Below are 25,177 nucleotides of genomic sequence, written 5' to 3'. Positions count from 1 at the left end.
ATGCCTCTCGTAAGTGCGAATGACTTTCTGAGCAAAAAGAATAAGCAAACAGGGTCCACAACTTCCGGCGGGTTAGTCTCTGCCGATAACTTCATGAAGGAAAAGAATCGGAAACGATACACTCAAGAAGGGTTGAGGGATAGCGACTTGCGTTCCGAAAGACGCAGCATGATTAACCAAGACCACAGTCGAGCACCGGCGTTAAACGCGCCAAGGGTGGAAGTGAAGCCGGAACGTCCACTTTATCAGCGGATTCTTGAAGGCACGGGACAAGCGCTTATGGACATTCCGAATGTTGTTCCCTCTGTGCTATCGGGTGGATTAACCGAACGAACGGCGCGAGCGCTTGGACAGGAGACGCTTGAAGAACAGCGAGCACGTGCGCAACGTCCTGGAGGAATTGCCGGAGAGATTATCGCCCAAGCATTGCCCACGGGAAAAGCGTTCCAAGCGATTGGCGCATTAGGAAAGAATCTGCCTCGTCTTGGTCGGATCGCTGCTCAAGCAGGGGCAGGAGCGGCTACAGGTGCCGCTTCTCAGGTTCCGCTTGAAATCCGTGAACAAGTTGCCGGCATTAATGACCAAACGTTGGGGCAAAGAGGTGTGGATATAGGTATTGCAGGTGCGGCCGGCGGTGCGATTGGTGCGGCCGCACCTTTGGTGGGCGAAGGCATTCAGCGACTTATCCGAGCATTTAGGCCGCAACAAGCCGCCCCGACACCAACGCTTGCATTGCCTGAACCTCGCCAACGTGGAAACGTGAATACTGCGGCTACGGATGATGTTATTCCTGCATCGGGTAAGGTGGAACCTATAGGACTGCCTGAGCCTGATTTATTGACGCCTACAACCGCGAGAACGGCTCGACAGACTAATCCATACCGTGATCGTTTAGAAGCCTTTGCACGGTCGATGGAAGGCGCTAAAATGACACCGGGACGGGAACGAGAGGAATTTTTGGAGGCATGGGGTCGATTTGCAACACGAGATGAACCGGATTTGGAAACCATGATCGATCTTGCATATTCGTCTCGCCCAAAACGCGTTGCTCCAAATCTCGTTGAACGCGCTCGGGAAACACAGCGTATGCGCGAGGTGTCCGGCGCGGGTTTACCGGTACGATCCATGGCGGACCGCTACCAAGGTGGAGTAACGGGAACGGCGGCGATGCCACAGACCACAGCAGGAGCAAGACCACCGCAGCAGACGAGAGGACGCCGGAGCGAACAAACTAAAGCAGCACAAGCAAGTCCAACAACACAAGCAACTCCACAACCGGTACAACAAGCGCGACCGCAGCAGATCGTTGATGACTTGGACGATGACGATATCATTGAGGATGTATCGACACCACGCATCCGGGACCGGATTAACACCTATGCGGATGAACTGATACAGTCGGCAATGAACGAAATCCGGGGAAATCGTTTGAGTAGCAACCCAATTGACGTGTATACGAAACTCGGAGCCGGTTACGTCTTAAAAGGCGCGGCAAAACTCGCTGATTTCACTGAACAAATGGTGCAAGCGTTTGGCGAGGAAATCCGTCCACGTATTCGTGAGTTGTTCAAAGCGTCCAAGGAAGAGGCAAAACGGTTACGCCAAGAAGTCCGAAAACAAGAACTTGGAGTAGCCGGCATTGACCCAAGCAAGATGAAAGACCTGTCCACGTTCACGTTTTATTCTACGGACGTGTACAGGAACTTCAACAAGGTATTCGGCGACAAATACCCGCTAGTCAAAAAGTCGATTCTCGATCCGTTTGACGCGGCGAAAAAATCGAACATTGACCAACAAGAACAACTGTTGAACGAGATGAAATCCAAGATTGTGGACGAACTGGGGATAAAGAAGGGAAGCAAAGCGTCCGCACTTGTGCAACGATTCGGGGAAAAGCAAATTGACCTGGAACAGTTGAAAAAAGAAGCACCGCAAGACTGGAAAAACATCGTCAAAGCGGATCAATGGTTCCGTCAGAAGTATGATGCGTTGATTGACGAAGTGAACAAAACCCGAGCGCGGATATACCCGAACAATACCGAGAAGCAAGTGCCAAAGCGTAAGGACTACTACCGTCACTTTCAGGAAATGGGGTTATTCTCGGGAATCCGGAATTTGTTTGAACAGCCTTCGGCAATTGACCCTAGCTTGGTAGGCATATCGGAATTTGTGTTGCCTAAATCGAAATGGGCTTCTTTCATGCAAAAACGTGGATTAGGACCATTTACAAACGATGCGGTGGGCGGTTTTTTGGAATATATCCCATCGGCAACGTATGCAATTCATATCGACCCGCATATAGACGTTTTCCGCAGCCTTGCCAAAACGTTGGCGGATGAGACGGGGGAAACAAAGAACCTAAACAACTTCATTCAGTTCTTGCAGCGATATTCGCAGGATTTGGCCGGGAAAACAAACGTATTGGATCGGCCTCTTGAAGTTTTGCCAGGTGGACGCAAAACCATTATGGCGCTGCAAATGCTCAATAACCGAGTGAAGGCGAATACGATACTTGGAAACGTTGGCTCTGCCGTAGCTCAATTGGCAAACATCCCTGTTGGAATAGCAGAGGCTAAACAATTCGCGGCGATTGGAGCTAAGAATGCTCTGCCTACACTTATCAAAGGTTCTAAGGAACAGGCGCAGTCCCAATTCTTGAAAGAGCGTTTTTCCGGGAGATTGTTCCGTCAGTTCGATCAAGTGGTAGGCGATGACTTTTGGAGAGGGTTAAAAACCGGTGTAGGACAAACCAAACGTCTTGCTGAATGGATGATTGAATCATCGGACCGTCTCGGTACAACGTTCATTTGGGAGTCCATGTTAGCAAAAGGTAAGGCACAAGGCGTACCGGATCCGATTAAATACGCCGACGATGAAACCCGTAGACTTGTAGCCGGTCGAGGGATCGGTGAGGTTCCACTTGCTCAAAAGGCGAAAGTGGTCCAATTCCTTGCACCGTTTACGCTTGAAGTGGCAAACCTGTGGCGAGTCATGGGAGACTTTGTAAGCAAGAAAGACTTCGGCGGTTTGGTGCTCCTTTTCTTGGGTAATTATTTATTCAATAGAGGAGCCGAAGCGGTTAGAGGTAGCGGAGTTACCTTCGACCCTGTACAAGCGATCTACGAGGCGTATGCGCAGGCTAGTGACGACACAAAAGGGACAGGTGAACGAATCACCGGGGCAGGAGGAAGACTCGCGGGTGAAGTCCTCTCCAACGTTCCATTCGGGCAACAACTCGCAAGTATTTACCCTGAATATGGAAGCGATACACTCCCAACCAGAAAGGAATTGTTCGGAGACAACGACCCGACACGCTTCGGTGAAGGTCTGTTAGCGGTAAAAGGCGTTCAGGATCCGTTGTATAAAGTGTTGTTACCTTTCGGCGGAAATCAGTTAAAGAAGTCGTTACAGGGCATCTCCTCCATTGCGGATAAAGGCGCATTAACAACCAACCTTGCCAACAGTCCGTTCGGATTCGGTAATCGCATGGAAGAACCTGAATTAAAGTATCCGGTTGAGCAGGACCTTGTAAACCTTGTTCGACAAATTATGTTTGGTCCGTCTGCTACTCCGGAAGCGAGGGAATATTACAGTAACGACTTGCGGCCTCTTGGAGTAGAAGATTCTCGTTATATTTTGGAATCGGACAATCCTAAACAGGAATATGATACACTACAGACAGACCGGACCATTGAGAAGTTGGAACGGTCAATTGATAAACTTTGGGAAGATGAGTCCATAAGAGAGTCCGAACGAAACCGACGTATTGCAGCCATTGAGCGAAGGATTGACGAATTATTGGGGAGGTAATCAAATGTGGGATGCATATAAAATTATAGGGTTTACATGGTCCTGTATTGTTTGCTTCCTGATTGTGTGGAACGTGCTGAAAGTTATCGTATGGTGGAGAACCACAAGAGTACCGAAAGGCGATTGCGACCCTGCCGGAAATGACAACATCCGAAGAAAGATTTATGATTACATGTAGCATTGCCGTACTAAAACGCTTATGATAAAGTAATAATAACAAAAGGAGCCGGTTGCACCCGACTCCCTGCACAACTCTTGGATGGGAAACCTCCATAAAACCAAGGAAATAACCCGAACCGTTGACCTGGGCGGGTTATTTTCGTTTATTCAGGTAAGTAAGCAACGCGAGGACAAACATCCCGAGCATGATTACTTCCGCGAACGAAAATTGCATAGGCATCACCTCCCACTGGAGGCAAGCCTATTCCTACCCAAGCAAGTTGTACTAGAATATTATACCAGAAGTCGTCCAACTATGGGCGGATTTTTCTATTTCAAGGAGGTGCGATATGCTCGGTTTCGTATTCGAATTTTGCATCCTGGATGATGAACCTGTCGACCAAAGTGAAATGTATCAATTTTTAGTGTGGTTATGGGGAGAGGATAAAGCGAGATTTTATGTGGAGGAACGCGAGATATTGCTGACCAAACCGCCTCCGGATGGTGATTATGACAATGGACGACGTAATCGAACTACTAATACGCATCATAGAGCCAATCATTAGATACCTTGGGCCCCATGCAGTAGCCGCCTCCGCCATAGTGACGGGTGTGGTTACTTTTTATTTTCAGAAGAAACGAAGTCTGAAGCAGCGGATTAAAGAAAGACGTATGGAAGCAAAAATGGATGCTGAGTTAGAGAATCAGCGATTAATTATGGCTCATTTGGGGGTGAAAGGGTGGGTTGCTCCAAATTCAATAAGCTATTCGCAAGTTTCAGTGACGAAAAGCAAGTCGCCGTTTATATCGCACTTGGGGGCATTTATAATTGTCCTTTTTGCAAGGCTCAACATTCTATTCCGTACACTCGGAAACAATCTAAGGAGGAACAATTTCATGAAAAACAAATTCAAGTCTCGTAAATTTTGGATGGCGGTTATAACAGCGGTGTTGATCGTGCTCAATGATGGTCTTGAGCTCGGCATTGATAACGAAACGGTGCTCACCTTCGCCGGTCTTGTGGCTACGTATATATTAGGCGAAACGGCTGTGGACGCAACACGCGCAAAGAATAATAATGACGACTTCTCCCATTAGGAGGGTCTTATGTATACGATAGAACAGAAAATTGTCCATAAACACGGATCAAGGAACGGGCATAAACCTCTGATAATTGCGGATCATATTTCAGCTGCAACCATGGGAAGCATGTATAACACATTCTCCAATCCCAGGAGTAAATCCGCATCGTCTACGTTTGGGGTGTCGCGTAAAGGGGAAATCGTCCAGTATGTACCGATTGACCGCGCACCATGGACGCAGGGACGTATTCAGAAGCCCAAAGCACCGATTATCTCAGCCATGAAGGTGAACCCGAATCTATATGCCGTATCCATCGAACATGAGGGATATGTGACTGTTGACGAGGAAACGTCAGCCGTAAAAGCGTATCACGGCATTAAAGGCGATGTAACGCCCGAGCAATACGCCGCAACACGTTGGCTGCACAAATACATTCAACATGAAGTGCAACGGCTGTACGGGCACAGAATCGCCTTAGACGCGGCGCATGTACTGGGCCACTTCCAGATTGATTCAATTGGAAAGCCCTTTTGTCCCGGCGTACTGTTCCCGTGGAGCCAACTGTATGCAGACCTCGCTAAAGTCGATTCTATGACACTTGCGGAGGCGGAGGAGTATTGGGACTACTTCAACACTCCCAACGCTCAGACGGTCGAAATCGTGGCTCTAGCTTCGCGTATAGCTGATCTTAAGGGGAAACTATCCGGTAAATGGGGAAAAGAAGCACAGCGGAAAATAGAGATGTTTACGGCTATTCTCGTTGAGCTTGGGATTTCCGTATTTGGAATCACCACAGAAGATCGTATTAGTGGACTTTATGAAGAATACCGCACAAAAGGAACTCACCATGAAGAGGCGTTTCGGAAACTGATATTGATTGCACAAGAGGCGAAGAAACGGAATTTACTGTAACAAAAAAGCCCGGGGATTATTCCTCGGGCTCACTTCTTGTATAAAACTTTGCTCCATACGATTCGAATACCTCTTGTACTCCTTTAATCATATACAGTTCGTTCATGAATGCTCGGAATAATTGTTCGGGATATTCTGTCTTAGTAGTCATTGGAAGTTTTAAAGTTCCTCCCATGAAGTTTTGAATGATTAAATATCTAGGATTGTTTACATCCTCGTGAAAAGTATATTCTTGTTTCATCCATCTCACCCCTTATAAAATTCATCGAATACCGTTCCTATACTCATCCATTTACCTTCTGAATTACTCCATACATATTGATCTAACCGACCATGACCACGTATACCGACTATGTTACCATCTTTGAATTTATCCGGTACATCGTCTAAGGAGAAGTATGTACGTTCAAGCTTATAGAAAGCTCTTGCGTCCATATAAGTCCCCCATATAAGATGCATTGGCTGATTCATTACGTAGTCAAGATCAAGCTCGCGCCCAAACCGTTCTTTTGCGTATTTTACGATTAGTTCACACCATGGGCGGTACCATCTTTCAGGCATCTTCCTTTGCTAACTCCTCGATTACTTTCATGTAATTCGCTTTCTTTTCTGAATCGCTCATTATATACTTAACCATTTCCTCTGTTTTTTCCTTTGAAACGCCTAACATTCGCATATGGTCGCGTATGTGTTCAGGTAAGTAATAATCAATTAATATTGGTCCAAACTTATCATCTACCTTCATTCCTGTTCCTCCCTTAGAGCGGATTGGGCGATATTATTTACGGTCCGAGCCAACAGATAGAAGTCCGGCAGTGTATCGTCTTTTGATGCTAATTGAACCTCTTTCAATGCCTCTCTATACTTATCATTTTCTGCTAGTAGGGATGTAATAGTGGAGAGAAGATATTCAATCGCTTGTGATGCACTCTTATCGCATACATCATTACCTAAAGCTGATGTGAAATAACAATCGTAATCTCCATCATGTAGTTTATCCTCTATTTCCTTGATTCGTTCATTCATGATCATCTCTCCTTCTAGACCTTATACGGCTCGCGCTTACTCGGTCGTCTCGATGGCGCTACGCGCTTAAGAATCTGTTGAAATCTTCTTTCATCCACGTTGGAATCAAATGCGAATATTCATGGAGGACACGCATATTTAATTTCCCGATTTCAACGACAATCACGTTTCTTTCAGTACCTTTTACATAGAGGGTGTAACCGTGTTGCTCATATTTCTCAATGTTTCCGATTTGTAAATCAACACAATCCGATGGTTGCGTAATGTTGGGTGTTTCTAGACCTTTTGGGTCATAAACCTCAATACTATATTCAGGATTGAATCGTAACAAGTTATCTTCAAACCAAATTTTCGGTTTCATCGTCAACCTCTCTCCTTGTCACCTAAATAAATTCAATTCCGTTATCATGCAAAATTACAGGTATATTCTCAACGTTCAGTTCTTGACCATCAGGAAGGAATAAATTAGTCCATGTATCCGTAGTACGATTTCTGACAGCAGAACCCCAAGGAAAAACGATCACTTCCCACGGCTTCGGGAAATCAATAACTTTCGGTGATTCTGTCATTGCAAAAGTTCCATTTTCATCGAAACTCAAACCCATCCCAAAGGCGATCTTGTTAAGGAACCGAAGATCAGATTCGGTCAACTCATCTTTTTCCAAACGTTCTTTCAATCCATCATTCACTAAAGCTTTACCATCCAAGATTAATTTCTTTAACTCGTGAAGTTTACTCATACCTAATCCTCCGTATCTTCAAGAAAATTCTTAGTGACAATCAATTTCGTGTATTCAATCGCTCCAAGCACCTCAAAATATGTCAGGTCGTCAGGGTTTTTATAGTCTACAGTACCGTGAATTTGGTCAACCTCAATAATAAATTGCTTTATCATTCCTCAACCTCCTCGAACATTTGATCCAAAGTCCATCCGGTTACACGCTGAATTTTTAATATGTAATTGATGTGCGGTGGGTAACGGTTATTCACCCAATCACTCACCATCTGAGAAGTCACTTTTTTACGCTCGGTTGAGATTTGTTCCGCAAGCCATTTTTGGGTGCGTCCTTCTGCTTTTAATAGTTCGCCAATTTTGCAATGAGTTTTGTGTTTCACTTTTACGGCCTCCAAATATTCATCCTCCTTTTATTATAGACTTGTCTCTATTATACCGTAAAATGTTCCTGAATGTACAGTAAAAATGTATTGCAAATACAGGAATATGGACAAGCCTATCAACATAACATATACCATCAACCAAAGGAGTGATGGATATGGCGAGAGCAAAACAGAGTACTGGAACTTTCATCAATTTCTCATTGTCGGTGTGTGTGACGAGTGTAAAGCTTAATTTGATATGTCGGTTGTTCCGGATAGGGTGAGGGGGATCATGCAATAATTATTAGCCCTAATATAGTAACTGCTTCTCCGCTCACTATACCTAAATAATCAGTAATTTTGCTGCCTTCAATCGTGTTCGTAGTCGTAATAATCATATAAAAACTCCTCCTTGGCGGAACATTTTAAGAAACCTGAATATACATACGGTTCCCAGCCGCAGGTCGTTTCAACCCGGCCTCCTGTCATTAAAAAAATCTTCACATTCCACTTGATTTCCCATAACACTTCCTTGTTAAGCTAACTGCAAACGCACAAGGAGGGGTAACGTCATGGACACGGTCAGTCATTTGTTATTCGGCGCAACGCTTGCAGGTGTTGCAACGCTTGATCCGGCGGCGGCTTCACACCCGGAGCTGTTCGCGGCGATTTTGGCGGGAACGATGATCGGCTCTCACGCCCCCGATTTGGATACGGTCATGAGATTGAAGGGCATGAATGCATACCTCAGAACACACCGGGGCGTTTCGCATTCATTGCCCGCGCTTGCGATATGGCCGGCGATTATTGCCGTCCCGCTCGCGTTCGCATTCGGCGTTCCGCAGTTCGCTTGGCATGTGTACGGCTGGACGATGGCTGCTGTCGTGTTTCACGTTATTCTCGACTTGCTGAACGGCTACGGCGTGCAGTGTTTGCGTCCCTTCTCCCGGCGGTGGCTGCATCTGGACATCCTTACCATCTTCGAACCGGCGCTTTTCGTGCTCCATGCCGCGGCTTTGCTGCTATGGGCGACACGATCGGCCGAACCGCAATTGCTGTTCCCCGCCGTTTATGGCGCGACGTTCATATATATCGGTATGCGGGCATGGAGGCGCAACCGTTGGATGCGAATCATCCGCAAAATATACGGCTCACCGGGGACGTGCTATATCATTCCCAGCTTGAATTGGTGGCATTGGGCGTTCATAATGGAGTGCCCGAACCGTTATGCAGCCGGAATGATCAAACACGGTCACATCGAAGAGACGGAACAGTTCGAAAAAGGCGCCGAGCGCGAACATCCCCTCATCGAAGCGACGCGAAGCACCGACGGAGTTCGCACATTCCTATATTTCGCCCAGCGGGTCCATGTGAAAGTGACGGAGGCGTCGGACGGTTATCTCGTGCAATGGAGCGATGTGCGGTTTTGGTACGACCGAAGGCTTCCATTCGGCGTCGACGTCAAATTGGACCGAGGGCTCAATGTTGTATCGGAACGGCTCGGATGGAAGAAAAAGGCGTGGGAAGGACCGTACGTATAAGGCGTCAACGCGATTGACCGTTTGTTGCCGCAGCGTTTATATGAATTAAAGCAGCCGCTGTCCGGAAATTTTAGTATAATTGAAGAGATGAATCACGATCGGGTAACTCGTTGAGTTGCCTTTTCTTCTATATTGGAAGGAGAATACATGGAACATGTCGTCCCATTCGCAATTATTCTTGGTTTATTCGGCTTGATCATTGGCAGCCTCCTGAACGCAGCTGCGATGCGTGTCCTTTCGCAGCAACCGGTTGCTTTCCCGCCGCCGCACTGCGCGCATTGCAACCGCAGTCCGGCGCTTCGCGATATGATACCTCTGGCGAGTTACGCACTGCTCAAGGGAAAATGCCGGTATTGCGGGGAGCGAATATGTAAGAGTTATCCGGCCGCGGAGGCGGCAACAGCCGCCGCGTTTATCTGGATCGGCGCGCACTTCGGTCCGTTGCGCTCGGAATGGATCGCCGGATTGCTCCTTGTCTCCGTTCTCATCGTTATCACCATTACCGATATAAAGTGCATGATTATCCCGGACAAAGTCGTATTTACAGGTGTTGCTGCGGCGCTCGCCGTGCGCGTCTTTTTGCATCCGCTGCCGGTATGGGATTATTTAGCGGGTGCAGCGATCGGGTTCACAGCTTTGTATGTGCTTGCCGTCGTCAGCCGCGGAGGCATCGGAGGCGGAGACATCAAGCTGTATTTGTTCATCGGCCTTCTATTAGGGATCAAGCTTACGATCCTCTCATTAGCTGCAGCGAGCATATTAGGGACGGTTTATGGAGTTTCAATAATAATCGCAGGCAAACATAAGCGGCAGCCGCTTCCGTTCGGGCCTTTTATCGCTGCCGGATCGTTCTTCGCGTTTCTATATGGCGAACAATGGTTGAACTCTTATTTGTCTTTATTCGTATTTTAAAGCCGGACCTCGGAGCTGGCATAAATTCGTAATAGATGTTCACCGTTGTGGGCAAACTAAGACCCTCTACGATATATCACACGGAGGAGACAACATAATGCAGCTGAATCCGCACGATATGGCCGTGATCGAACAGGCGCTGAGAGAAGCGATCAACCAGGGAGCCGACTATCATAAAATCTCGACGTATCAATCGGTGCTCGGTAAATTGCAAGAATACAACCATGCCGACCCGGTGGCCCGCCGTACTGCGAACACGGCATTGGACGGATTTCGTTACGATTACGACGACAGCGTGGATGTTTTGTAATAAGCGCAGCTTTTCCCGGGAAAGCGCAGGAATCGACAGCAAAAGACGGCGAATCGACAACAATATGGCGGAAAGCGGTATGCTTCCGCCTCTTGACGTTTTCAATCGGTAAAACCGACTTATTAGTCCTCTTTTCACTTCACACCCGAACGTATATTCTGTACAATGGAGGTACGCATACCAGGTTGAGGGTAAGGGGAACGAACAATGAATCGCTTGACGGGAAAAGTGTCCTCCATGGAGGAATTGATACATACGATCCGGTCGATGCCGGATTTGATGGCTAATGTGACGGAGTGGAGAACGCTGCCGAGCCGCGAAGCGCGTTACGCGGATTTCCCCGCGTCGCTCCGGCCCGAAATACGCAAGGCGCTAACCGATAAAGGCATTACTCGGCTATACGCACATCAAGCGGAAGCGTTCGAGGCGATCGAAGCCGGGCGCCATGTAGCGACGGTTACGCCGACGGCGTCAGGCAAGACGCTCACATACAATCTGCCGGTCATGCAGCAGCTGCTCCGCGACGACAGCAGCCGCGCATTGTATTTGTTCCCTACGAAAGCTCTGGCGCAGGATCAAGTGGCGGAGCTGCAGGAGACGGTGGACCGGATGGGCGTCGACATCAAGACGCATACGTACGACGGCGACACGCCGCCTACGGTAAGACAGGCGATCCGCAACGCCGGGCATATTGTCGTTACGAATCCGGATATGCTTCACGCGGCGATATTGCCGCACCATACCAAATGGGTGAAGCTGTTTGAGAATATCAAATTTATCGTCATCGACGAGGTCCACTCGTACCGGGGCGTATTCGGCAGCCATGTGGCGAATGTGATCCGCAGATTGAAGCGGATTTGCCGTTTCTACGGGTCGAACCCGCAGTTTATTTGCGCCTCGGCAACGATCGCGAATCCGAAGGAGCATGCGGAGAAGCTTATCGGCGAGAGCGTTACGCTGATTGATAACAACGGCGCGCCGGCGGGGGAGAAGCACTTCGTCTTCTATAACCCTCCCGTGGTCAATCAGCAGCTCGGCATCCGAAAGTCGAGCGTGCTCGAGACGAGGAAAGTGGCCGGATTGCTGCTGAAGCAGGGCATCCAGACGATCGTCTTCGCCCGCAGCCGCGTCCGCGTTGAATTATTGCTTACATATTTGCAAGACCTCGTCAAGCACGAGCTTGGCACCAAATCGATCCGCGGTTACCGGGGCGGCTATTTGCCGAAGCAGCGGCGCGAAATCGAACGCGGGCTGCGAAGCGGCGAAATTCGCGGCGTCGTCTCCACGAACGCGCTCGAGCTCGGCATCGATATCGGGCAGCTGCAGGCTTGCGTCTTGAACGGTTTCCCGGGGACGATCGCGAGTACATGGCAGCAATCCGGCCGCGCCGGACGCCGCCGCGAAACGGCGATCACATTCTTGGTGGCGAGCAGCAATCCGCTCGACCAATACGTGATTCAGAATCCGGATTACTTCTTTGGCCGTTCCCCGGAGCAAGCCCGCATCCATCCGGACAATCTGCTCGTGCTGTTGGATCATGTGAAGTGCGCGGCGTATGAGCTGCCTTTCCAAGAAGGGGACATATTCGGGGAAGAAAACCTCGCCGACGTTCTCGAATTTCTTGTGGAGGAACGGGTGCTGCACCGCAATAACGGACGTTGGTATTGGATGGAGCAAAACTTTCCCGCCAACAACATCTCGTTGCGGTCCGCGGCACAAGAGAACATCATCATTATCGATACGACGAACGGCAGCCGGGTGATCGGCGAGGTCGACCGGTTCAGCGCGCAGACGCTCGTTCACGAAGAGGCGATCTACATACACGAGGGAGTCCAATATCAGGTGGAGAAGCTCGATTATGAAGAGAAGAAGGCGTATGTCCGCGAGGTGAGCGTCGATTATTTCACGGATGCGAACTTGGCGGTGGAGTTGAAAATATTGCACGGCGACCGAGAGTCCGACGAAGGAGGTTACAGCCGCAGCTTTGGAGAGGTTTCCATTCATGCGCGCGCGACTATCTTTAAGAAAATCAAGCTTCGGACTCATGAAAATATCGGCTCGGGGCCGATTCACTTGCCGGAGGAGGAGCTGCATACGAGCTCTTATTGGATCACGTTCCACGACGAGCTTGCGGGAATGAAGTCGGCGAACGATTTGCAGTTCGCTCTGTTGGGACTTGCGAACGTCCTGATCCACATCGCTCCGCTGTATTTGATGTGCGATCCGCTCGACATTCGCGTCGTTCCGCAGGTGAAGGCGGTGCAATCCAAGCTGCCGACAATTTTCTTCTATGACCGGTATCCGGGCGGAATCGGTCTCAGCGAGCGGCTTTACGAGATGCATGACGCATTGCTGAAGGAAGCGCACCGGCTGATAAGCGGATGCTCGTGTTTGAGCGGCTGCCCGGCGTGCGTCGGTCCGATCGAGGAGGTAGGGTTGATGGGCAAGCGTTTGGCGCTGGAGCTTGCTGAAAGCATGGTGAAATCGCGATGAGCGGAGTAAAGGAGCGGTTAGGCAGGCTGACGCGCACGGCCGCCGGTGCGGTAACCGAATCCCGGCCGGAACCGGGTAAATCCGAAAGCACGCAGCAGGAGGACGACAGGTGGGGCGCGCTCGGCTTCGCCATTCGCGAAGGCACGGGCGGCGCGTATCTTGTCCGGGAGGCGGCATTTCGCTCCGATTTCAAGCACGGTCGGTTTTGTATGGGAGAGTTGGATTCCGTTTGCGGCGCACTCTCGCGTCTGGATCCGTCCGGCAGAAGCATCGAGGCGGGACGGCTGTTGTTCCTCGATACCGAGACAACGGGCCTCGGCCACGGAGCGGGGAACGTGCCGTTCTTGATCGGTATCGGCAGTTGGTCGGAAGCCGGATTCACGGTCCGCCAATATTTGATGCGACATCCGGGGGAAGAAGCGGCGATGCTGATGCTGTTGGGAGAAGCGCTCGGGGAAAGCACGCATCTCGTCACGTATAACGGGAGAGCATTCGATTGGCCGATCGTTAAAAACCGCTATGTCATGAACCGGCTCCCGGTTCCGCCAGATCCCGCGCAATTAGATTTTCTATATCCGTCGCGCAGTTTGTGGAGAACGACCATGCCTTCTTGCCGTCTAGGCTCGGTTGAGGAAGGAATCTTGGGCGTGTTCCGTCATGACGACGTGCCCGGTTCGATGGCGCCTGCGCTTTACTTTCAATATTTGGCGGAAGGCGACCCGTCCGTCTTGTCCGGTGTCGTCCGCCATAACGAAAAGGATATTTTGACCTTGTTGTCGTTGGCCGTTCATTTCGGCCGGCTGTTGAACGGGGACGTGCAGCTGGAGCGGTTGAAGACGAACGAATTGAACCGGCTCGGGTTATGGTATGAGCGCTTAGGCTTTCAAGACGAGGCGGAGCGCGTGTATGAAACGATTGCTGCAAGACCGCTTGATGATGCATATACATATTTGCGGGATGCGGCGGAATTTTTTAAGAAGAGAAGGCAGTGGGACCGCGCGGTGTCTCTATGGAAAGAAATCGTGGAATCGGGCCGCCGGCAGCGGCTCCCCGCGCTTGAACCGTACCTGGAGCTGGCGATGGCGTACGAACACCGGTACAAGAACCCGGATGAAGCGCTGTATTGGACGGAAGAGGCGCTTCGCAGCGCGCAAACCCGATTGTCCTTATCGCGAAGCGGGACGGACGGAGGAAAGCTGAGGGAGACGATCGGCGGCATCCAAAGACGGCGCGAACGACTGCTGAAGAAGCAGCGTACATTGTTTTGATGAAGGTAAAGGGCCGTTACGTGCCCGGCGTACATATCGTGGCGAATCATCAGCCATAATAATGAATGCTTCAAAGACTGCCAACTAGAGGAAGATGAGGCTTGAAGCGGAACATACGGCTGTTTCTTTGCACATTACCATTGATTTTGTTCTTTGTCACCGGATGCATATCTGCGAAACCGGAGGAAGCACTGCCGCCGCCGGACCCGATACATAACGCACAGGGGAAGTTGCCAGGGCAAGTGCCTGCAGATCCGATCCGCGAAAAAATCGGAGCGATGACAATCGATGAGAAAATCGGACAGATGGTCATTGCAGGCCTCGATGGATACGATATTGACGCGTACTCCAAGGAACTGATCGAAAAATACAAGGTCGGGGGTTTTATTTTTTTCGGCAGAAATATCAAAGACCCGAAACAAACGATAACATTATTAAATTCCTTGAAAGAAACAAACTCGGATCTCGAGCTCCCCTTATTTCTCGCAGTAGATGAAGAAGGAGGAGCCGTGAACAGGCTGCCTCAAGAGGTGAGAAAGTTTCCCTCGAACCGGGCGATTGGGCAAATCGAAAGCGAGCAATTCTCGTATGAAGCGGGGCGAGAAACTGCACGACAGTTGAAATCGTTCGGCTTTAATCTGAACTTTGCGCCGGTGTTGGATATTAACAGCAACCCGAACAATCCGGTCATCGGCGACAGGTCCTTCGGCTCCGGCGCGGATATCGTCAGCAAACTCGGGTTGAGTGCAATGAAAGGACTGCAATCCGAAGAAGTGATTTCTGTCGTTAAGCATTTTCCGGGTCATGGAGATACGTCGGTCGATTCCCACGTCGGATTGCCTGTCGTCCAACATGATATGGAGCGGTTGAAGAAGCTTGAACTCGTTCCTTTCGCCCGTGCTGTCCGGGACGATGCCGATGCCGTCATGGTCGCGCATATACTGCTGCCCAAGCTTGATCCGGACTATCCGTCTTCGATGTCGGAACCGATCATGACCGGATTGTTGAGAAACGAACTGAATTTCGACGGGGTGATCTTTACCGACGATATGACGATGGGCGCCATTGTTAAGCGGTATGATATCGGACAATCCGCCGTAAGATCCGTCAATGCCGGGAGCGATATCGTGCTCGTATGTCACGATTTCGCGAAACAAACCGCGGTAATTCAAGCATTGAAACAATCGGTGAAAGAAGGGAAGCTTACCGAAGAGCGCATTGACGGCAGCGTATACAGAATCATTCGACTTAAAGAAAAGTATAAGTTGACCGACAAAAAAATCGGTGCGGTCGATGTTGCGAAAATAAACAAAGATGTGGATGAAGTGTTGCAAATATTTAAAAAAATGACGGAACGTACAAAAGGTTGTGAACGAGGCGCAGATGGAAAAGACGATATACGAAATAAAATATAACGATTGGTTCACGGTTCGGATGACGTCCGACCGCGAACCGATGGAGGAAATAGAGTTCGATAAGGCCGCTCTGGAAGCGGTGTTTGCGGACATTGTTTTAAGGGTAAAAGACCGGCAGGGTTCCGTGGAGGAGTCAATACCCATATGGCGCTGGGTTTGCAGCCAGCTCGGTCTCGCATTGCAAAACACAGGGCTTGTTCCTGATTCGGAACTCGACCCGCTGGATTCGGTTATCATCTTTGCGGCTCGGTTTAAGGGGGGAACGAAATGAGCGATTTTGAAAGAGAAGATAAAATATCTCCCGCTTTCTTATTGAACCACCTGCTATCCTACATTAAGGAAGAGGACCAAATCGACTCCGTTGCATATGTAGCCAGGATGAAAGACGGGACGATCACTTCGGGATGGACCGATATGCAGTACACGGAAGTGATCGGCCTGCTCGAAGTGGGGAAGCTGCAAGTGGTGAAAGAAATGTGGAACGAGTGGACGCCCCGGTAATGTTAAGAAGCGCCGTTCTTCAATTAGAGCGGTGCTTTTGTTCGATTTCCTGGTCTGTTTCTTAGCGGGAGATATCCATCTGATTTTCTGATATATTATGGATGGATAATGAACTATTCGAGAGCGGGTTATCTGAAAAGGAGTTGAATCTTGATGCCGGTTTACAATGCCTCCTCTGATGTGAATAACCCCCAAAAGGGACTTCGACTAGCCGACATTCCCGCACATGATCCTTTCGTATTAGCAGACAAACATACAGGTGATTATTACTTATATACCAGCGGTATTCCTCGATTGAACGGCATGGACCGTTACGGAGTGATCACCTACAAAAGCACAAATTTATCCGATTGGGAAGGCCCGTATATCGTATTCACCAACCCCCATGGGATATGGGCAAACCCGCTGCACGGAGCTTGGGCGCCTGAAGTCCACGAGTATAAAGGCCGGTTCTATCTGTTCGTCACACTGCACAATAACGACAGGCCGCTGGAAGGTGCGCCGGTGAATGGATATGCCAAGCATTGGCGGGGTACCGTCATAGCCGTCAGCGAATCGCCGGAAGGACCGTTCAAGCTGTTGAAGGAAGATGCGCCTGTTTTGCCGGAAACGATGATGACGTTAGACGGTACCTTGTATGTCGACGAAGATGGATCCCCGTGGATGGTTTACTGTCATGAGTGGATTCAAACCATTGACGGCACGATAGAAGCCGTTCGATTAAACAATGATTTGTCCGAAGCGATCGGCGACCCGATTGTCCTATTTAACGCTTCCGAAGCGCCTTGGGAAAACAAAGACGACTTACCCGACGACCGCATTCGTGTTTATGTAACGGACGGTTGCCAGCTATACCGCACCTCGGCCGGTCATCTGGTCATGCTGTGGTCGAGCTATGAATCGGGGAGTTATGTGCAAACCATCGCGCGTTCCAAAACCGGCAAGCTGGAAGGGCCGTGGGAACAACTTGAACCGTTGGTGAAGGGAGACAGCGGTCATGGCATGCTGTTCCGGACGTTCGAAGGAACGTGGATGTTAATCCTACATCAACCTTTCAAGATGCCGGAGTCGAGGTGCAAGCTGTACGAAATGGAGGACACGGGTGACAGCTTAAGAGTAGTGACCGCCCGTGAGGATTTGCACGGTGTCACAGGTTAATAAGCCGGACATCCTGATCCGGTGGGCTCAAATCGTAATCTAGGTCAGAGGTTATATATTTGCGGTCGGATAACAGGGCTTGAATGACGTAGGCTCCTACATTGCAAAAAGCGATGTAGGAGCCTTTTCTGTAACGGATGATTATTCGATATCTCGGATCACCCATCTTCCGTCCTCTTGCACGAAGACGAATCCGCGTGAACCCTGGCTGTTGCCGTCATTGTCAAACAAGAAGTGAAAATCAACCGTTGCCGCTACCGCTTTTCCTTCACGCCGAGGTTCCGACTGAAGGTTCGAAACCGACGTGATTAGCCTGCGGCCGATGTCTTCAAACCGCGGAAACACTTCGGTTTCACTCTCGAACAGTTTTTTAAGCTCCGGTTCATTCCGCTCGTTAAACGCTGTCGCGTACTTGTTGATTGCTTCCGCAAATACAGCAGTTTGATCGTCTTGCTGATACACCGCCAATAATTCGGGTTCGAAAATGGCATGAACCGACTTCGTCGAAGCGATCCATTTGACGGTAAATCCGAATGCTTCGGCTACCGTGCGGAGCGGGAGATGAAGCTTGTTTTCTATGAGAACCGGCGCCGTATTCGACGACACTTGTTTTCCGTTTACCCAAAGGCGGATCGGACCGTCGGCACTTGCGGAAGCCGGAGCCCAATAATCCGTATTAATTCGTACCAGCCTTTGATTCTCATCCCAGACTACGTCCCAGCCGAACATTTCCGCCAAAGACCGGGCCGGCAAATAAGTTCTCCCGTCGATGATAATCGGTTTAACGGCGGTCTCGGAAACGGGGAAGCCATTCACTGAAAGCTGCGGCTCTTTAGGAGCGGCAACTTTAATAAAGTGGGAGGACGTTAAACCGTCTCTTACGATCGTCAGATCATACGTCCCGGGTTCGATCGCCTTCCATGTGCCGTCAGCCGCTTCGCCGAAAGCAGGGAATGTATAGGAGAAATCGTATCTCGCAAACGCCGATGGAGCACGATGAACGAGAAGAGCGTTTTTTGAAGGATAGTGAACGCCTTTGGCCGACTCATATCCCCCGGAGGAACCTATTTCTTTAATAAAGAGAAATACCGTTCCCCGTTCGCTATAAGCGTCTTCTCCTTTCAAATTGTATGTGCCGCCGATTTGAACCTGTCCTCCGACTGCGGTTTGCACCGGACTGACAAACAATTTGCCCAGCGCCACTACTGCCGTTTTGTCCTTCGTTTTATATTTTTTGTCCAAGTAGGTATAGTAGATCGTTTCCGTGTCGGGCAGTGTAACGCTCAGGCTCGTGTAGTCGTTGAATTTGATTACCAGTTCCGACATGAAAAATCGCTGCCAAGAATCGATCGCATCGGTTGTCGGTTCCCCGTTTTTTACAATACTGTTTACTATTTTCACGATTTCTTCAATAGATTGATTATCCTCTTCCCGGCTGCCGAAAAGAGGGATAAACTGCAGGTCGGCATCGTTGAGATCAATCCGGTTTATTTGATCCGCTGTGAAGGCCGCGGGGGTTTCCGCATGAACGGTCACTGTGTTATGTACGGATAAAGAAAGCAGGAAGAACGAAAGGATGATGGGAAGTAATATTCTTTTGACCAAGGCAACAACCTCGCTTTGTGAAAAAAATTATGTATGCTAACTATTAGACTCCAAACCGATGAAGAAGGTTTCTTGTAGTTTATCATAATGGACGTGCAATAAGAGAAGGAAGAAAAAAGATTGTGGGAGAACGGATTAAATCGCCAATAAAACGACGGAGTCGGGGGGTTCCGAATCCGCAAGCAAGAAATAGAGTTACAATTCTAGCGGTCTGATACATTAGGTGATGAAGGTGGCTGAACCGTAAATGCGATATATTTGGAACTCACGAAAGACTTGGATTATACTTAGAGCGATTTCGATCCCAATGGCAATAATTATTGGACTTAAACCGCTATTTGATCGTATTTACGACATGGTTGATTTGGTCTTCCCAGTGTTTGCGGCGTTAGCTGTAATTAGCCAGATACGAATTCATGCATTAAGAAGGTAAATCGGATTCAACAAATTAATGTTCGGAAGAAGGAGGCGGCTTGAAACATTTATCGCTTATGCTCCGTCAATCTTTCAAAGGAGTTGAGAAATATGAGAAAGCAAAAAGGGTTTCTTTTTCTCGCTTTGCTTTGCATTATGTCGATATTGGCATCTTGCGTGCAAGTAAGCGGCTCTGCGGACCCCGCAGACAATCATGAACAGGAGCAGGAAACAACTGCGGTCAAAGTAGTCGACAAGGGGAATATCATACAGAAGGAAGGGGACAGGTGGTTAATCACAGCCTTCGTTGAAAAGAACGGATCCTCATATATTGATGCTTATTGGTTTACGGTGAGCGATCAGACCGAGCTGAAGGACAGCGGCGGCCAAGACGTTACGCCCGAAAATATGGCGCTCGGAGCTCAAGTGGAAGCGTGGTATACCGGAGCGATCGCGGAATCATACCCGGCGCAGACGACTGCCGCAAAAATCATCTTGCTTGATGAATCGCAGAAGGTGCCGGAAGGCATGATCGGATATACGGACGCAGTTCAATACGTCTTAGAATCGCAAACCGGGCAAACCGACGTAAAGGCAATAAAATCCGTCTCTCTCGATGAGGAGAAAGAGTACTGGGTCATGGAACTCGTCGAACACCAAACCGTTGATCAACCGGTTACCATAAAGATTGACGCCCGCACCGGCCAACCGGTCCCGGCTGTTGCAGCGGAAAACGATGCCTTCCGTGTATTTTCGCCCCTTCCCGGGACAGTAGCCGGCTCGCCCTTCACAGTCGAGGGTGAAGCACGCGTATTCGAAGCCGCCTTTAGCTGGAGGTTGGAAGACGGGCACAACATATTAGCCGAAGGTCACGAGATGTCCGATGAAGGCGCTCCGGCTTGGGGCCGTTTCCGCTTCGACATTACCTATAAGAAAGCCTCGCAGCCTAATATGACGCTAATTTTGTTCACTTACAGCGCCAATGACGGAAGCATCGAGAATGAACTCATCATTCCATTGAAAGTTCCGGAGGACCGCATCGATTATACGGTTGAGTGAAAGACAATCGAGTAGAACAGAGAACGGGTTGCGGAGGCGGCCCGTTTTTTTCGTTGATGAAATTCTTATATTCCTTCGTGCGTAAAGACTATTGTACCATTCGAGGCTATAACTACATTCTCATTGAGAAAATAATTTATAATGATTATAGTAAAGGTACCTATAATTTGCTTTCCCACTAATTATCAAGAAAGGACTAATTGATATGGACTTAGGGATTGCAAACGAATCATTATTTATCCATGCCTTTGAGAAAGCTCCGATCGGTATGGCGTTGGTCTCCCCCGAAGGAGATTGGCTAAAAGTCAATTCTGCTTTATGCAAAATCACAGGTTATTCCAAGCAAGAGCTTCTTTCAACAAATTTTCAGTCGATTACTCACAAAGATGACTTGGAAGATGAATCGAGACTAACAAAGCAGACGCTGGAAGGCAAAATCGACAATTTCCAATTGTTAAAGCGATACTATCATAAACAAGGTCATATAGTTTGGGTAATATTAAACGTCTCACTTGTTCGGGAAAACGCCGGAAAACCGCTGTATTTTATTGTACAAATTCAAGATATTACCGATTACAAAAACGCAGAAATGCTTCTTCTACAGAATCAGCAACGGTATAAATCATTAATCGAACATTACCCGGATCTTGTACTGGCAATTTCTCTGGATGGGGATATATTAATCGTAAACGATGCTTGCGAGAAGGTAACGGGTTACACGAAGGAAGAAATTAGCCGAATAAAGCCGATCCTCTTGGGACACGAAACAGGACTGTACCGCAAACAATTTCAGCTGGCTATTAAGGGTCAGCCTCAGGAATTCGAAGATACGATGGTCCACAAGCAAGGTCATTTACTTAATTTAAGAATTACGTATGTTCCGATCATAGTCGATGAGAAAATCGAAGGCGTCTATTCTATCATCAAGGATGTTACCCAGTACAAAAAAGCAACGGAGCGATTGCTTTATCATGAAGAAATATACGAATTAATTTCCAAGCACGCGCGGGATGTTATACTATATTCCACGCCGGATGGAATTACCAATTATGTTTCGCCTGCAATTAAATCTATCCTTGGGTATGAGCCCGAGGAATGGATCGGCAAATCCAGCAAACAATTTTGGCATCCCGACGATGCCAATGATTTCGACGGTGCAAATATATTTCATAGTTCCGATTTTAATATATTTTCGTACCGGGTTCGTCATAAAGAAAGTCACTACGTATGGATCGAAACGACGGTTAAAGCGATCCGCGATGAACACGGCGCGCTTCAATATATTTTAGAGATTGGCCGCGATATAACCGAAAGAAGGCGGTTAGAGGAAGAAAGAAAAGAAGCGCAGCAAATGATGCTCAATTCCGAGAAGTTGTCCGTGGCCGGTCAGCTGGCGGCCGGCATTGCCCATGAAATACGAAACCCGTTGACGGCTATCAAAGGGTTTCTCAAATTACTGGAACGAAAGATAGACCATGAAAAACCGCATTATTTTGAGGTTATCGGTTCCGAGATAAATCGCATTGAGTTAATAATTAACGAGTTATTGATTCTCACAAAGCCTCAAGCCGCGGAATATGAAGTGAAAGATGTACGGGTAATTCTCGAGCAGGTCATCTTGTTGATGGAATCGCAAGCACTCATGGAAAATCTTGAGATAAACCGGATCATAGATGATACAGAGCTTGTAGTTCTCTGCGAAGAGAATAAGTTAAAGCAAGTCTTCATTAACATTATGAAAAATGCTATGGAATCCATGGATAATGGGGGCGAAATAATAATTACCGCAAGAAAAGACGGTGACAAAATTAATATAACGCTCACCGACCAAGGATGTGGAATACCGGAAGAGCAGCTGTCCAAGCTGGGCGAGCCTTTTTATACGACGAAAGAGAAGGGCACCGGGTTAGGCTTCATGGTAAGCAAAAAAATCATTGAAAGCCATAACGGGACAATTCATGTATCCAGCAAAATAAATGAAGGCACAAAAGTGGAGATCACCTTACCTGCTTGCAATCCCGTTCAAAAAATCAAATAAGCGGCATTTACTCATTCTTTCGTAATTCAGGCGGCTGAGGCAAACCCAAAATATTGCAGGACCACCGTAATGCAGGCCCCAATTGTAACCGCTGAATGGATCTCAGCCGAGGGAGCATAGGGATCGGCGGTTTTCCGGCTCTCGTTGCGAAGAATCCCGCCGTTGCGACGGCAACGGAATACTCGGCAAACGCAGGGAATTGTATTCCATGCGCAGTCATTACTTTTTTATATTCAGGCAGCAAAAATTCCGCTGTCGGCCCGCCTTCGCCCTCTATGCTCGGAAAGAAAAAACCCGCATCAAACAGTAACGGTCCATTGAGGGCCAATGCCCAGTCGAACAATACCAAATTACCGTCTCTAAAACGAAGATTATCCGAACGTATGTCGGTATGAATAAATCCCCATGGTTGATCCGGGCGCATAAGCTCGGCTTCCATCGGAATCAGCGAATCAATGACCGCATCAAGCCAAGCCTCACCTTCGCTTCTGTTTTGAAACAGACAGAGAAAATAATTTCTTTCGTCACTGTTGTTTTTTATGCTGAGCCAATTATCGATCACGCCTTTGCCGGTCATTTTATCGACATTTCCCGCTTCAGAGACTGCCCGCACGTGGAATGCCGCAATATCTCGAACCGCTTGCAAAGCCAACTCCTCAGTCCAAGGCGGAACCTTCTTCGCACCGCTTACGTCCTCCAGCAGTAAAAGATGCCATCCCTCAACACTGACCGACCCATAATAGCGGGGAGCTATTGGAGCTATCGCACTTATATTGCGATAAACGGCTTCCTCAATCGGGAGCACTCGCCAATTTTCCGTATTCGACCCCTTACCGGCTCCCTTGGCAAAGATCGTTCTGCCGTCTTCCAAGAACAGCCGGAATGTTGCGCTAGGACCGTATCCGCCAAAGACGCGAACGGCTCTGCGTACAGGGCTTCCCGCTTTTTCTTCAATCTGCCTTCGCAAATCCATAGGAACATCTCGCCAGTATGGTTTCGGTTCACGCAATGCTTCTCACATCCAATCTTATTTTTTTGGTAAGATAAGTTTATCCTATTTTGAAAAATTATCCACTAAGACTCGGATTAGGCCGGAACCGTTTGTTTGCTTTTGCGGAAGGAAAATGATGCGGCTGCCGCAACTAATCCCAACGCGATAGCAATGCTAGCTGCCCATGGATTATAAAGAACGGTGGATGTGGAATTTATGACGGCTCCCCCCAATCCGGCTCCCGCCGCCAGTCCCAAATGAATAACGGACGTATTCAAACTAAGAACCAGGCTGGAGGATTGAGGCGCCTGTTGTATGAAATAGGTTTGAAGGGCCGGAGCGCTGACGAATGTGGAACATATCCAGACGGTTAACAATCCTATACCGGCAAGCAGGGATGCGGTTACTACCGGCAGTAAAGCAAGAGACGCTACAGGAACGGTAAAACTAATTATAATCATCCTGCTTGTTCCCCATTTATCGACCGCAAAACCGCCGAAGCGCGAACCAACCACACCTGCAATCCCAAAAATGAGCATCGTAAGTCCGATCTCAGCGGAATGCAGATGCATAATGTTTGCGAGAAAAGGAGTCAAATACGTATACATGATAGAATTACCCGCTTCTCTAAAGAAGGTGATGAACAGGCCGGCTAGAATAATAGGATTCGTCAGCACTAACAATTGTTGTTTAAACGGTATTGGGGCATCCCCTTCAATCTCCGGGAGCAAACGGATAACGGCGAACAGGATGATCAAGCTGAGAATGGCGAGAATGATAAAGATCGCTTGCCAATTCAACCAATTGGCAATTGCAATGCCGAAAGGTATACCGAGTATGAGCGAAGCACTAAATCCGAGTATGACCGTTCCTATGGCGCTGCCGATTTTTTCGGGAGCGACGATCTTGGCGACGGAGCTGAAGGAAACTACGAGAAATACGCCCGCACTTAGTCCCAAGATTACTCTGGCTGCCATCAGCATCGTAAAATCTGCGCTCACGGCTGAAACGAGGCAACCCGCGATAAACAAAGTCAGTGCGCCTGCCAGCAGTTTTTTTCGTCCCATCCGGTACGTCATCGAGATTACTATGGGAGTGCCGATTGCATACGCGAGAGAATATACGGTAATCAATTGACCGGCAAGAGCGATGGAAACGCGCAAATCTTGTGCGATAACATTGAGAACGCCGCTTACAACCAATTCGGAGGTTGCCGTCAGAAATACCCCTAACGTGAGAACATAAATGATGAAACGGTTCATATTGATTACTTCCTCTCCTTGATGATTTAATTGACATTATAGAGAGAGGGGCGTAATAATGTAAGAAGGCAAATTATTTGGATATTATCCTGATGTTTTGACTTACTTACATTTAGTAAGGA

Annotated in this window: 26 protein-coding genes; 15 read left to right on the top strand and 11 right to left on the bottom strand. The window is 48.5% G+C overall.

Going from position 1 to position 25,177, the window contains the following annotated elements; translation table 11 throughout:
* From JET16_RS05125 to JET16_RS05110, 4 genes are all read left to right on the top strand, one after another.
* A complete protein-coding gene (locus tag JET16_RS05125) occupies positions 1-3,810 on the top strand; it encodes a hypothetical protein (protein ID WP_199614626.1) in 3,810 nt (1,269 codons plus the stop codon).
* Positions 3,811-3,814: 4 nt separating this feature from the next.
* Positions 3,815-3,988, top strand: coding sequence for a hypothetical protein (locus JET16_RS05120; RefSeq protein WP_199614624.1), 174 nt, complete (start codon positions 3,815-3,817; stop codon positions 3,986-3,988).
* A gap of 497 nt (positions 3,989-4,485) precedes the next feature.
* On the top strand, positions 4,486-5,067 hold the full coding sequence (locus JET16_RS05115) for a hypothetical protein (protein ID WP_199614622.1): 582 nt from the start codon (positions 4,486-4,488) through the stop codon (positions 5,065-5,067).
* 9 nt (positions 5,068-5,076) lie between these two features.
* Positions 5,077-5,964 (top strand): N-acetylmuramoyl-L-alanine amidase, encoded by an 888-nt coding sequence (locus JET16_RS05110; RefSeq protein WP_199614620.1) that lies wholly within the window; start codon positions 5,077-5,079, stop codon positions 5,962-5,964.
* A 246-nt stretch (positions 5,965-6,210) separates the two neighbouring features.
* On the opposite strand, the gene JET16_RS05105 is transcribed toward JET16_RS05110, so the two are convergent.
* From JET16_RS05105 to JET16_RS05070, 8 genes are all read right to left on the bottom strand, one after another.
* A complete protein-coding gene (locus JET16_RS05105) occupies positions 6,211-6,525 on the bottom strand; it encodes a hypothetical protein (protein WP_199614618.1) in 315 nt (104 codons plus the stop codon).
* Positions 6,518-6,709: a hypothetical protein gene (locus JET16_RS05100; protein WP_199614616.1), complete on the bottom strand. Its 192-nt coding sequence runs from the start codon at positions 6,707-6,709 to the stop codon at positions 6,518-6,520. The genes JET16_RS05105 and JET16_RS05100 overlap by 8 nt, the downstream gene beginning before the upstream one ends.
* The gene (locus JET16_RS05095) at positions 6,706-6,990 is read right to left on the bottom strand and encodes a hypothetical protein (RefSeq protein ID WP_199614614.1); all 285 of its coding nucleotides are present in this window, start codon (positions 6,988-6,990) and stop codon (positions 6,706-6,708) included. The genes JET16_RS05100 and JET16_RS05095 overlap by 4 nt, the downstream gene beginning before the upstream one ends.
* A 58-nt stretch (positions 6,991-7,048) precedes the next feature.
* Entirely contained in the window at positions 7,049-7,351 is a 303-nt protein-coding gene (locus tag JET16_RS05090) for a hypothetical protein (RefSeq protein ID WP_199614612.1), read from the bottom strand.
* A 22-nt stretch (positions 7,352-7,373) separates the two neighbouring features.
* A complete protein-coding gene (locus JET16_RS05085; RefSeq protein ID WP_199614610.1) occupies positions 7,374-7,730 on the bottom strand; it encodes a hypothetical protein in 357 nt (118 codons plus the stop codon).
* 2 nt (positions 7,731-7,732) lie between these two features.
* Complete coding sequence (locus JET16_RS05080) at positions 7,733-7,885, bottom strand: hypothetical protein (RefSeq protein WP_199614608.1); 153 nt, start codon at positions 7,883-7,885, stop codon at positions 7,733-7,735.
* Entirely contained in the window at positions 7,882-8,121 is a 240-nt protein-coding gene (locus JET16_RS05075) for a helix-turn-helix transcriptional regulator (protein ID WP_199614607.1), read from the bottom strand. Before JET16_RS05075 ends, JET16_RS05080 begins: the two co-directional genes overlap by 4 nt.
* A 257-nt stretch (positions 8,122-8,378) precedes the next feature.
* Positions 8,379-8,486 (bottom strand): heavy metal-binding domain-containing protein, encoded by a 108-nt coding sequence (locus JET16_RS05070; protein ID WP_199614606.1) that lies wholly within the window; start codon positions 8,484-8,486, stop codon positions 8,379-8,381.
* Positions 8,487-8,660: 174 nt separating this feature from the next.
* Here JET16_RS05070 and JET16_RS05065 point away from each other — a divergent pair, with 174 nt between their 5' ends.
* The 9 genes from JET16_RS05065 (at position 8,661) to JET16_RS05025 (ending at position 17,686) form a co-directional block, all read left to right on the top strand.
* Positions 8,661-9,629 carry a metal-dependent hydrolase gene (locus JET16_RS05065; protein WP_199614605.1) on the top strand — a complete coding sequence of 323 codons (969 nt, stop codon included), beginning with the start codon at positions 8,661-8,663 and terminating at the stop codon, positions 9,627-9,629.
* A gap of 147 nt (positions 9,630-9,776) precedes the next feature.
* Entirely contained in the window at positions 9,777-10,541 is a 765-nt protein-coding gene (locus JET16_RS05060) for a prepilin peptidase (RefSeq protein WP_199614604.1), read from the top strand.
* Positions 10,542-10,638: 97 nt separating this feature from the next.
* Positions 10,639-10,851 carry a hypothetical protein gene (locus JET16_RS05055; RefSeq protein ID WP_199614603.1) on the top strand — a complete coding sequence of 71 codons (213 nt, stop codon included), beginning with the start codon at positions 10,639-10,641 and terminating at the stop codon, positions 10,849-10,851.
* Positions 10,852-11,058: 207 nt separating this feature from the next.
* Positions 11,059-13,344 (top strand): DEAD/DEAH box helicase, encoded by a 2,286-nt coding sequence (locus JET16_RS05050; RefSeq protein WP_199614602.1) that lies wholly within the window; start codon positions 11,059-11,061, stop codon positions 13,342-13,344.
* On the top strand, positions 13,341-14,612 hold the full coding sequence (locus JET16_RS05045) for a ribonuclease H-like domain-containing protein (protein ID WP_199614600.1): 1,272 nt from the start codon (positions 13,341-13,343) through the stop codon (positions 14,610-14,612). Before JET16_RS05050 ends, JET16_RS05045 begins: the two co-directional genes overlap by 4 nt.
* 101 nt (positions 14,613-14,713) lie before the next feature.
* Positions 14,714-16,027 (top strand): beta-N-acetylhexosaminidase, encoded by a 1,314-nt coding sequence (gene nagZ, locus JET16_RS05040; RefSeq protein WP_199614599.1) that lies wholly within the window; start codon positions 14,714-14,716, stop codon positions 16,025-16,027.
* Positions 15,996-16,298 (top strand): hypothetical protein, encoded by a 303-nt coding sequence (locus JET16_RS05035; protein WP_199614598.1) that lies wholly within the window; start codon positions 15,996-15,998, stop codon positions 16,296-16,298. Before nagZ ends, JET16_RS05035 begins: the two co-directional genes overlap by 32 nt.
* Positions 16,295-16,528 carry a hypothetical protein gene (locus JET16_RS05030; RefSeq protein WP_199614597.1) on the top strand — a complete coding sequence of 78 codons (234 nt, stop codon included), beginning with the start codon at positions 16,295-16,297 and terminating at the stop codon, positions 16,526-16,528. Before JET16_RS05035 ends, JET16_RS05030 begins: the two co-directional genes overlap by 4 nt.
* A gap of 153 nt (positions 16,529-16,681) precedes the next feature.
* Positions 16,682-17,686, top strand: a complete 1,005-nt coding sequence (locus tag JET16_RS05025) for a glycoside hydrolase family 43 protein (RefSeq protein ID WP_199614596.1) — start codon at positions 16,682-16,684, stop codon at positions 17,684-17,686.
* A gap of 141 nt (positions 17,687-17,827) precedes the next feature.
* Here the strand turns inward: JET16_RS05025 and JET16_RS05020 are convergent, their stop codons facing one another.
* Positions 17,828-19,291, bottom strand: coding sequence for a stalk domain-containing protein (locus JET16_RS05020; RefSeq protein WP_199614595.1), 1,464 nt, complete (start codon positions 19,289-19,291; stop codon positions 17,828-17,830).
* Between the two features lie 525 nt (positions 19,292-19,816).
* Here JET16_RS05020 and JET16_RS05015 point away from each other — a divergent pair.
* A complete protein-coding gene (locus JET16_RS05015; RefSeq protein WP_199614594.1) occupies positions 19,817-20,764 on the top strand; it encodes a Gmad2 immunoglobulin-like domain-containing protein in 948 nt (315 codons plus the stop codon).
* 205 nt (positions 20,765-20,969) lie between these two features.
* Positions 20,970-22,802: a PAS domain-containing sensor histidine kinase gene (locus tag JET16_RS05010; RefSeq protein WP_199614593.1), complete on the top strand. Its 1,833-nt coding sequence runs from the start codon at positions 20,970-20,972 to the stop codon at positions 22,800-22,802.
* 7 nt (positions 22,803-22,809) lie between these two features.
* Here the strand turns inward: JET16_RS05010 and JET16_RS05005 are convergent, their stop codons facing one another.
* Together JET16_RS05005 and JET16_RS05000 are read right to left on the bottom strand one after the other, a co-directional pair.
* The gene (locus JET16_RS05005; protein ID WP_199614591.1) at positions 22,810-23,775 is read right to left on the bottom strand and encodes an aminoglycoside phosphotransferase family protein; all 966 of its coding nucleotides are present in this window, start codon (positions 23,773-23,775) and stop codon (positions 22,810-22,812) included.
* Positions 23,776-23,888: 113 nt separating this feature from the next.
* Positions 23,889-25,055, bottom strand: a complete 1,167-nt coding sequence (locus JET16_RS05000) for an MFS transporter (protein ID WP_199614590.1) — start codon at positions 25,053-25,055, stop codon at positions 23,889-23,891.
* Positions 25,056-25,177 lie beyond the last annotated feature (122 nt).

The organism is Paenibacillus alkalitolerans, assembly GCF_016482785.1.
GTDB classification, from domain to species: Bacteria; Bacillota; Bacilli; order Paenibacillales; family YIM-B00363; genus Paenibacillus_AE; species Paenibacillus_AE alkalitolerans.
Note: the sequence above shows the minus strand (reverse complement) of the source record. Positions and strands in the feature narration are given on the sequence as shown.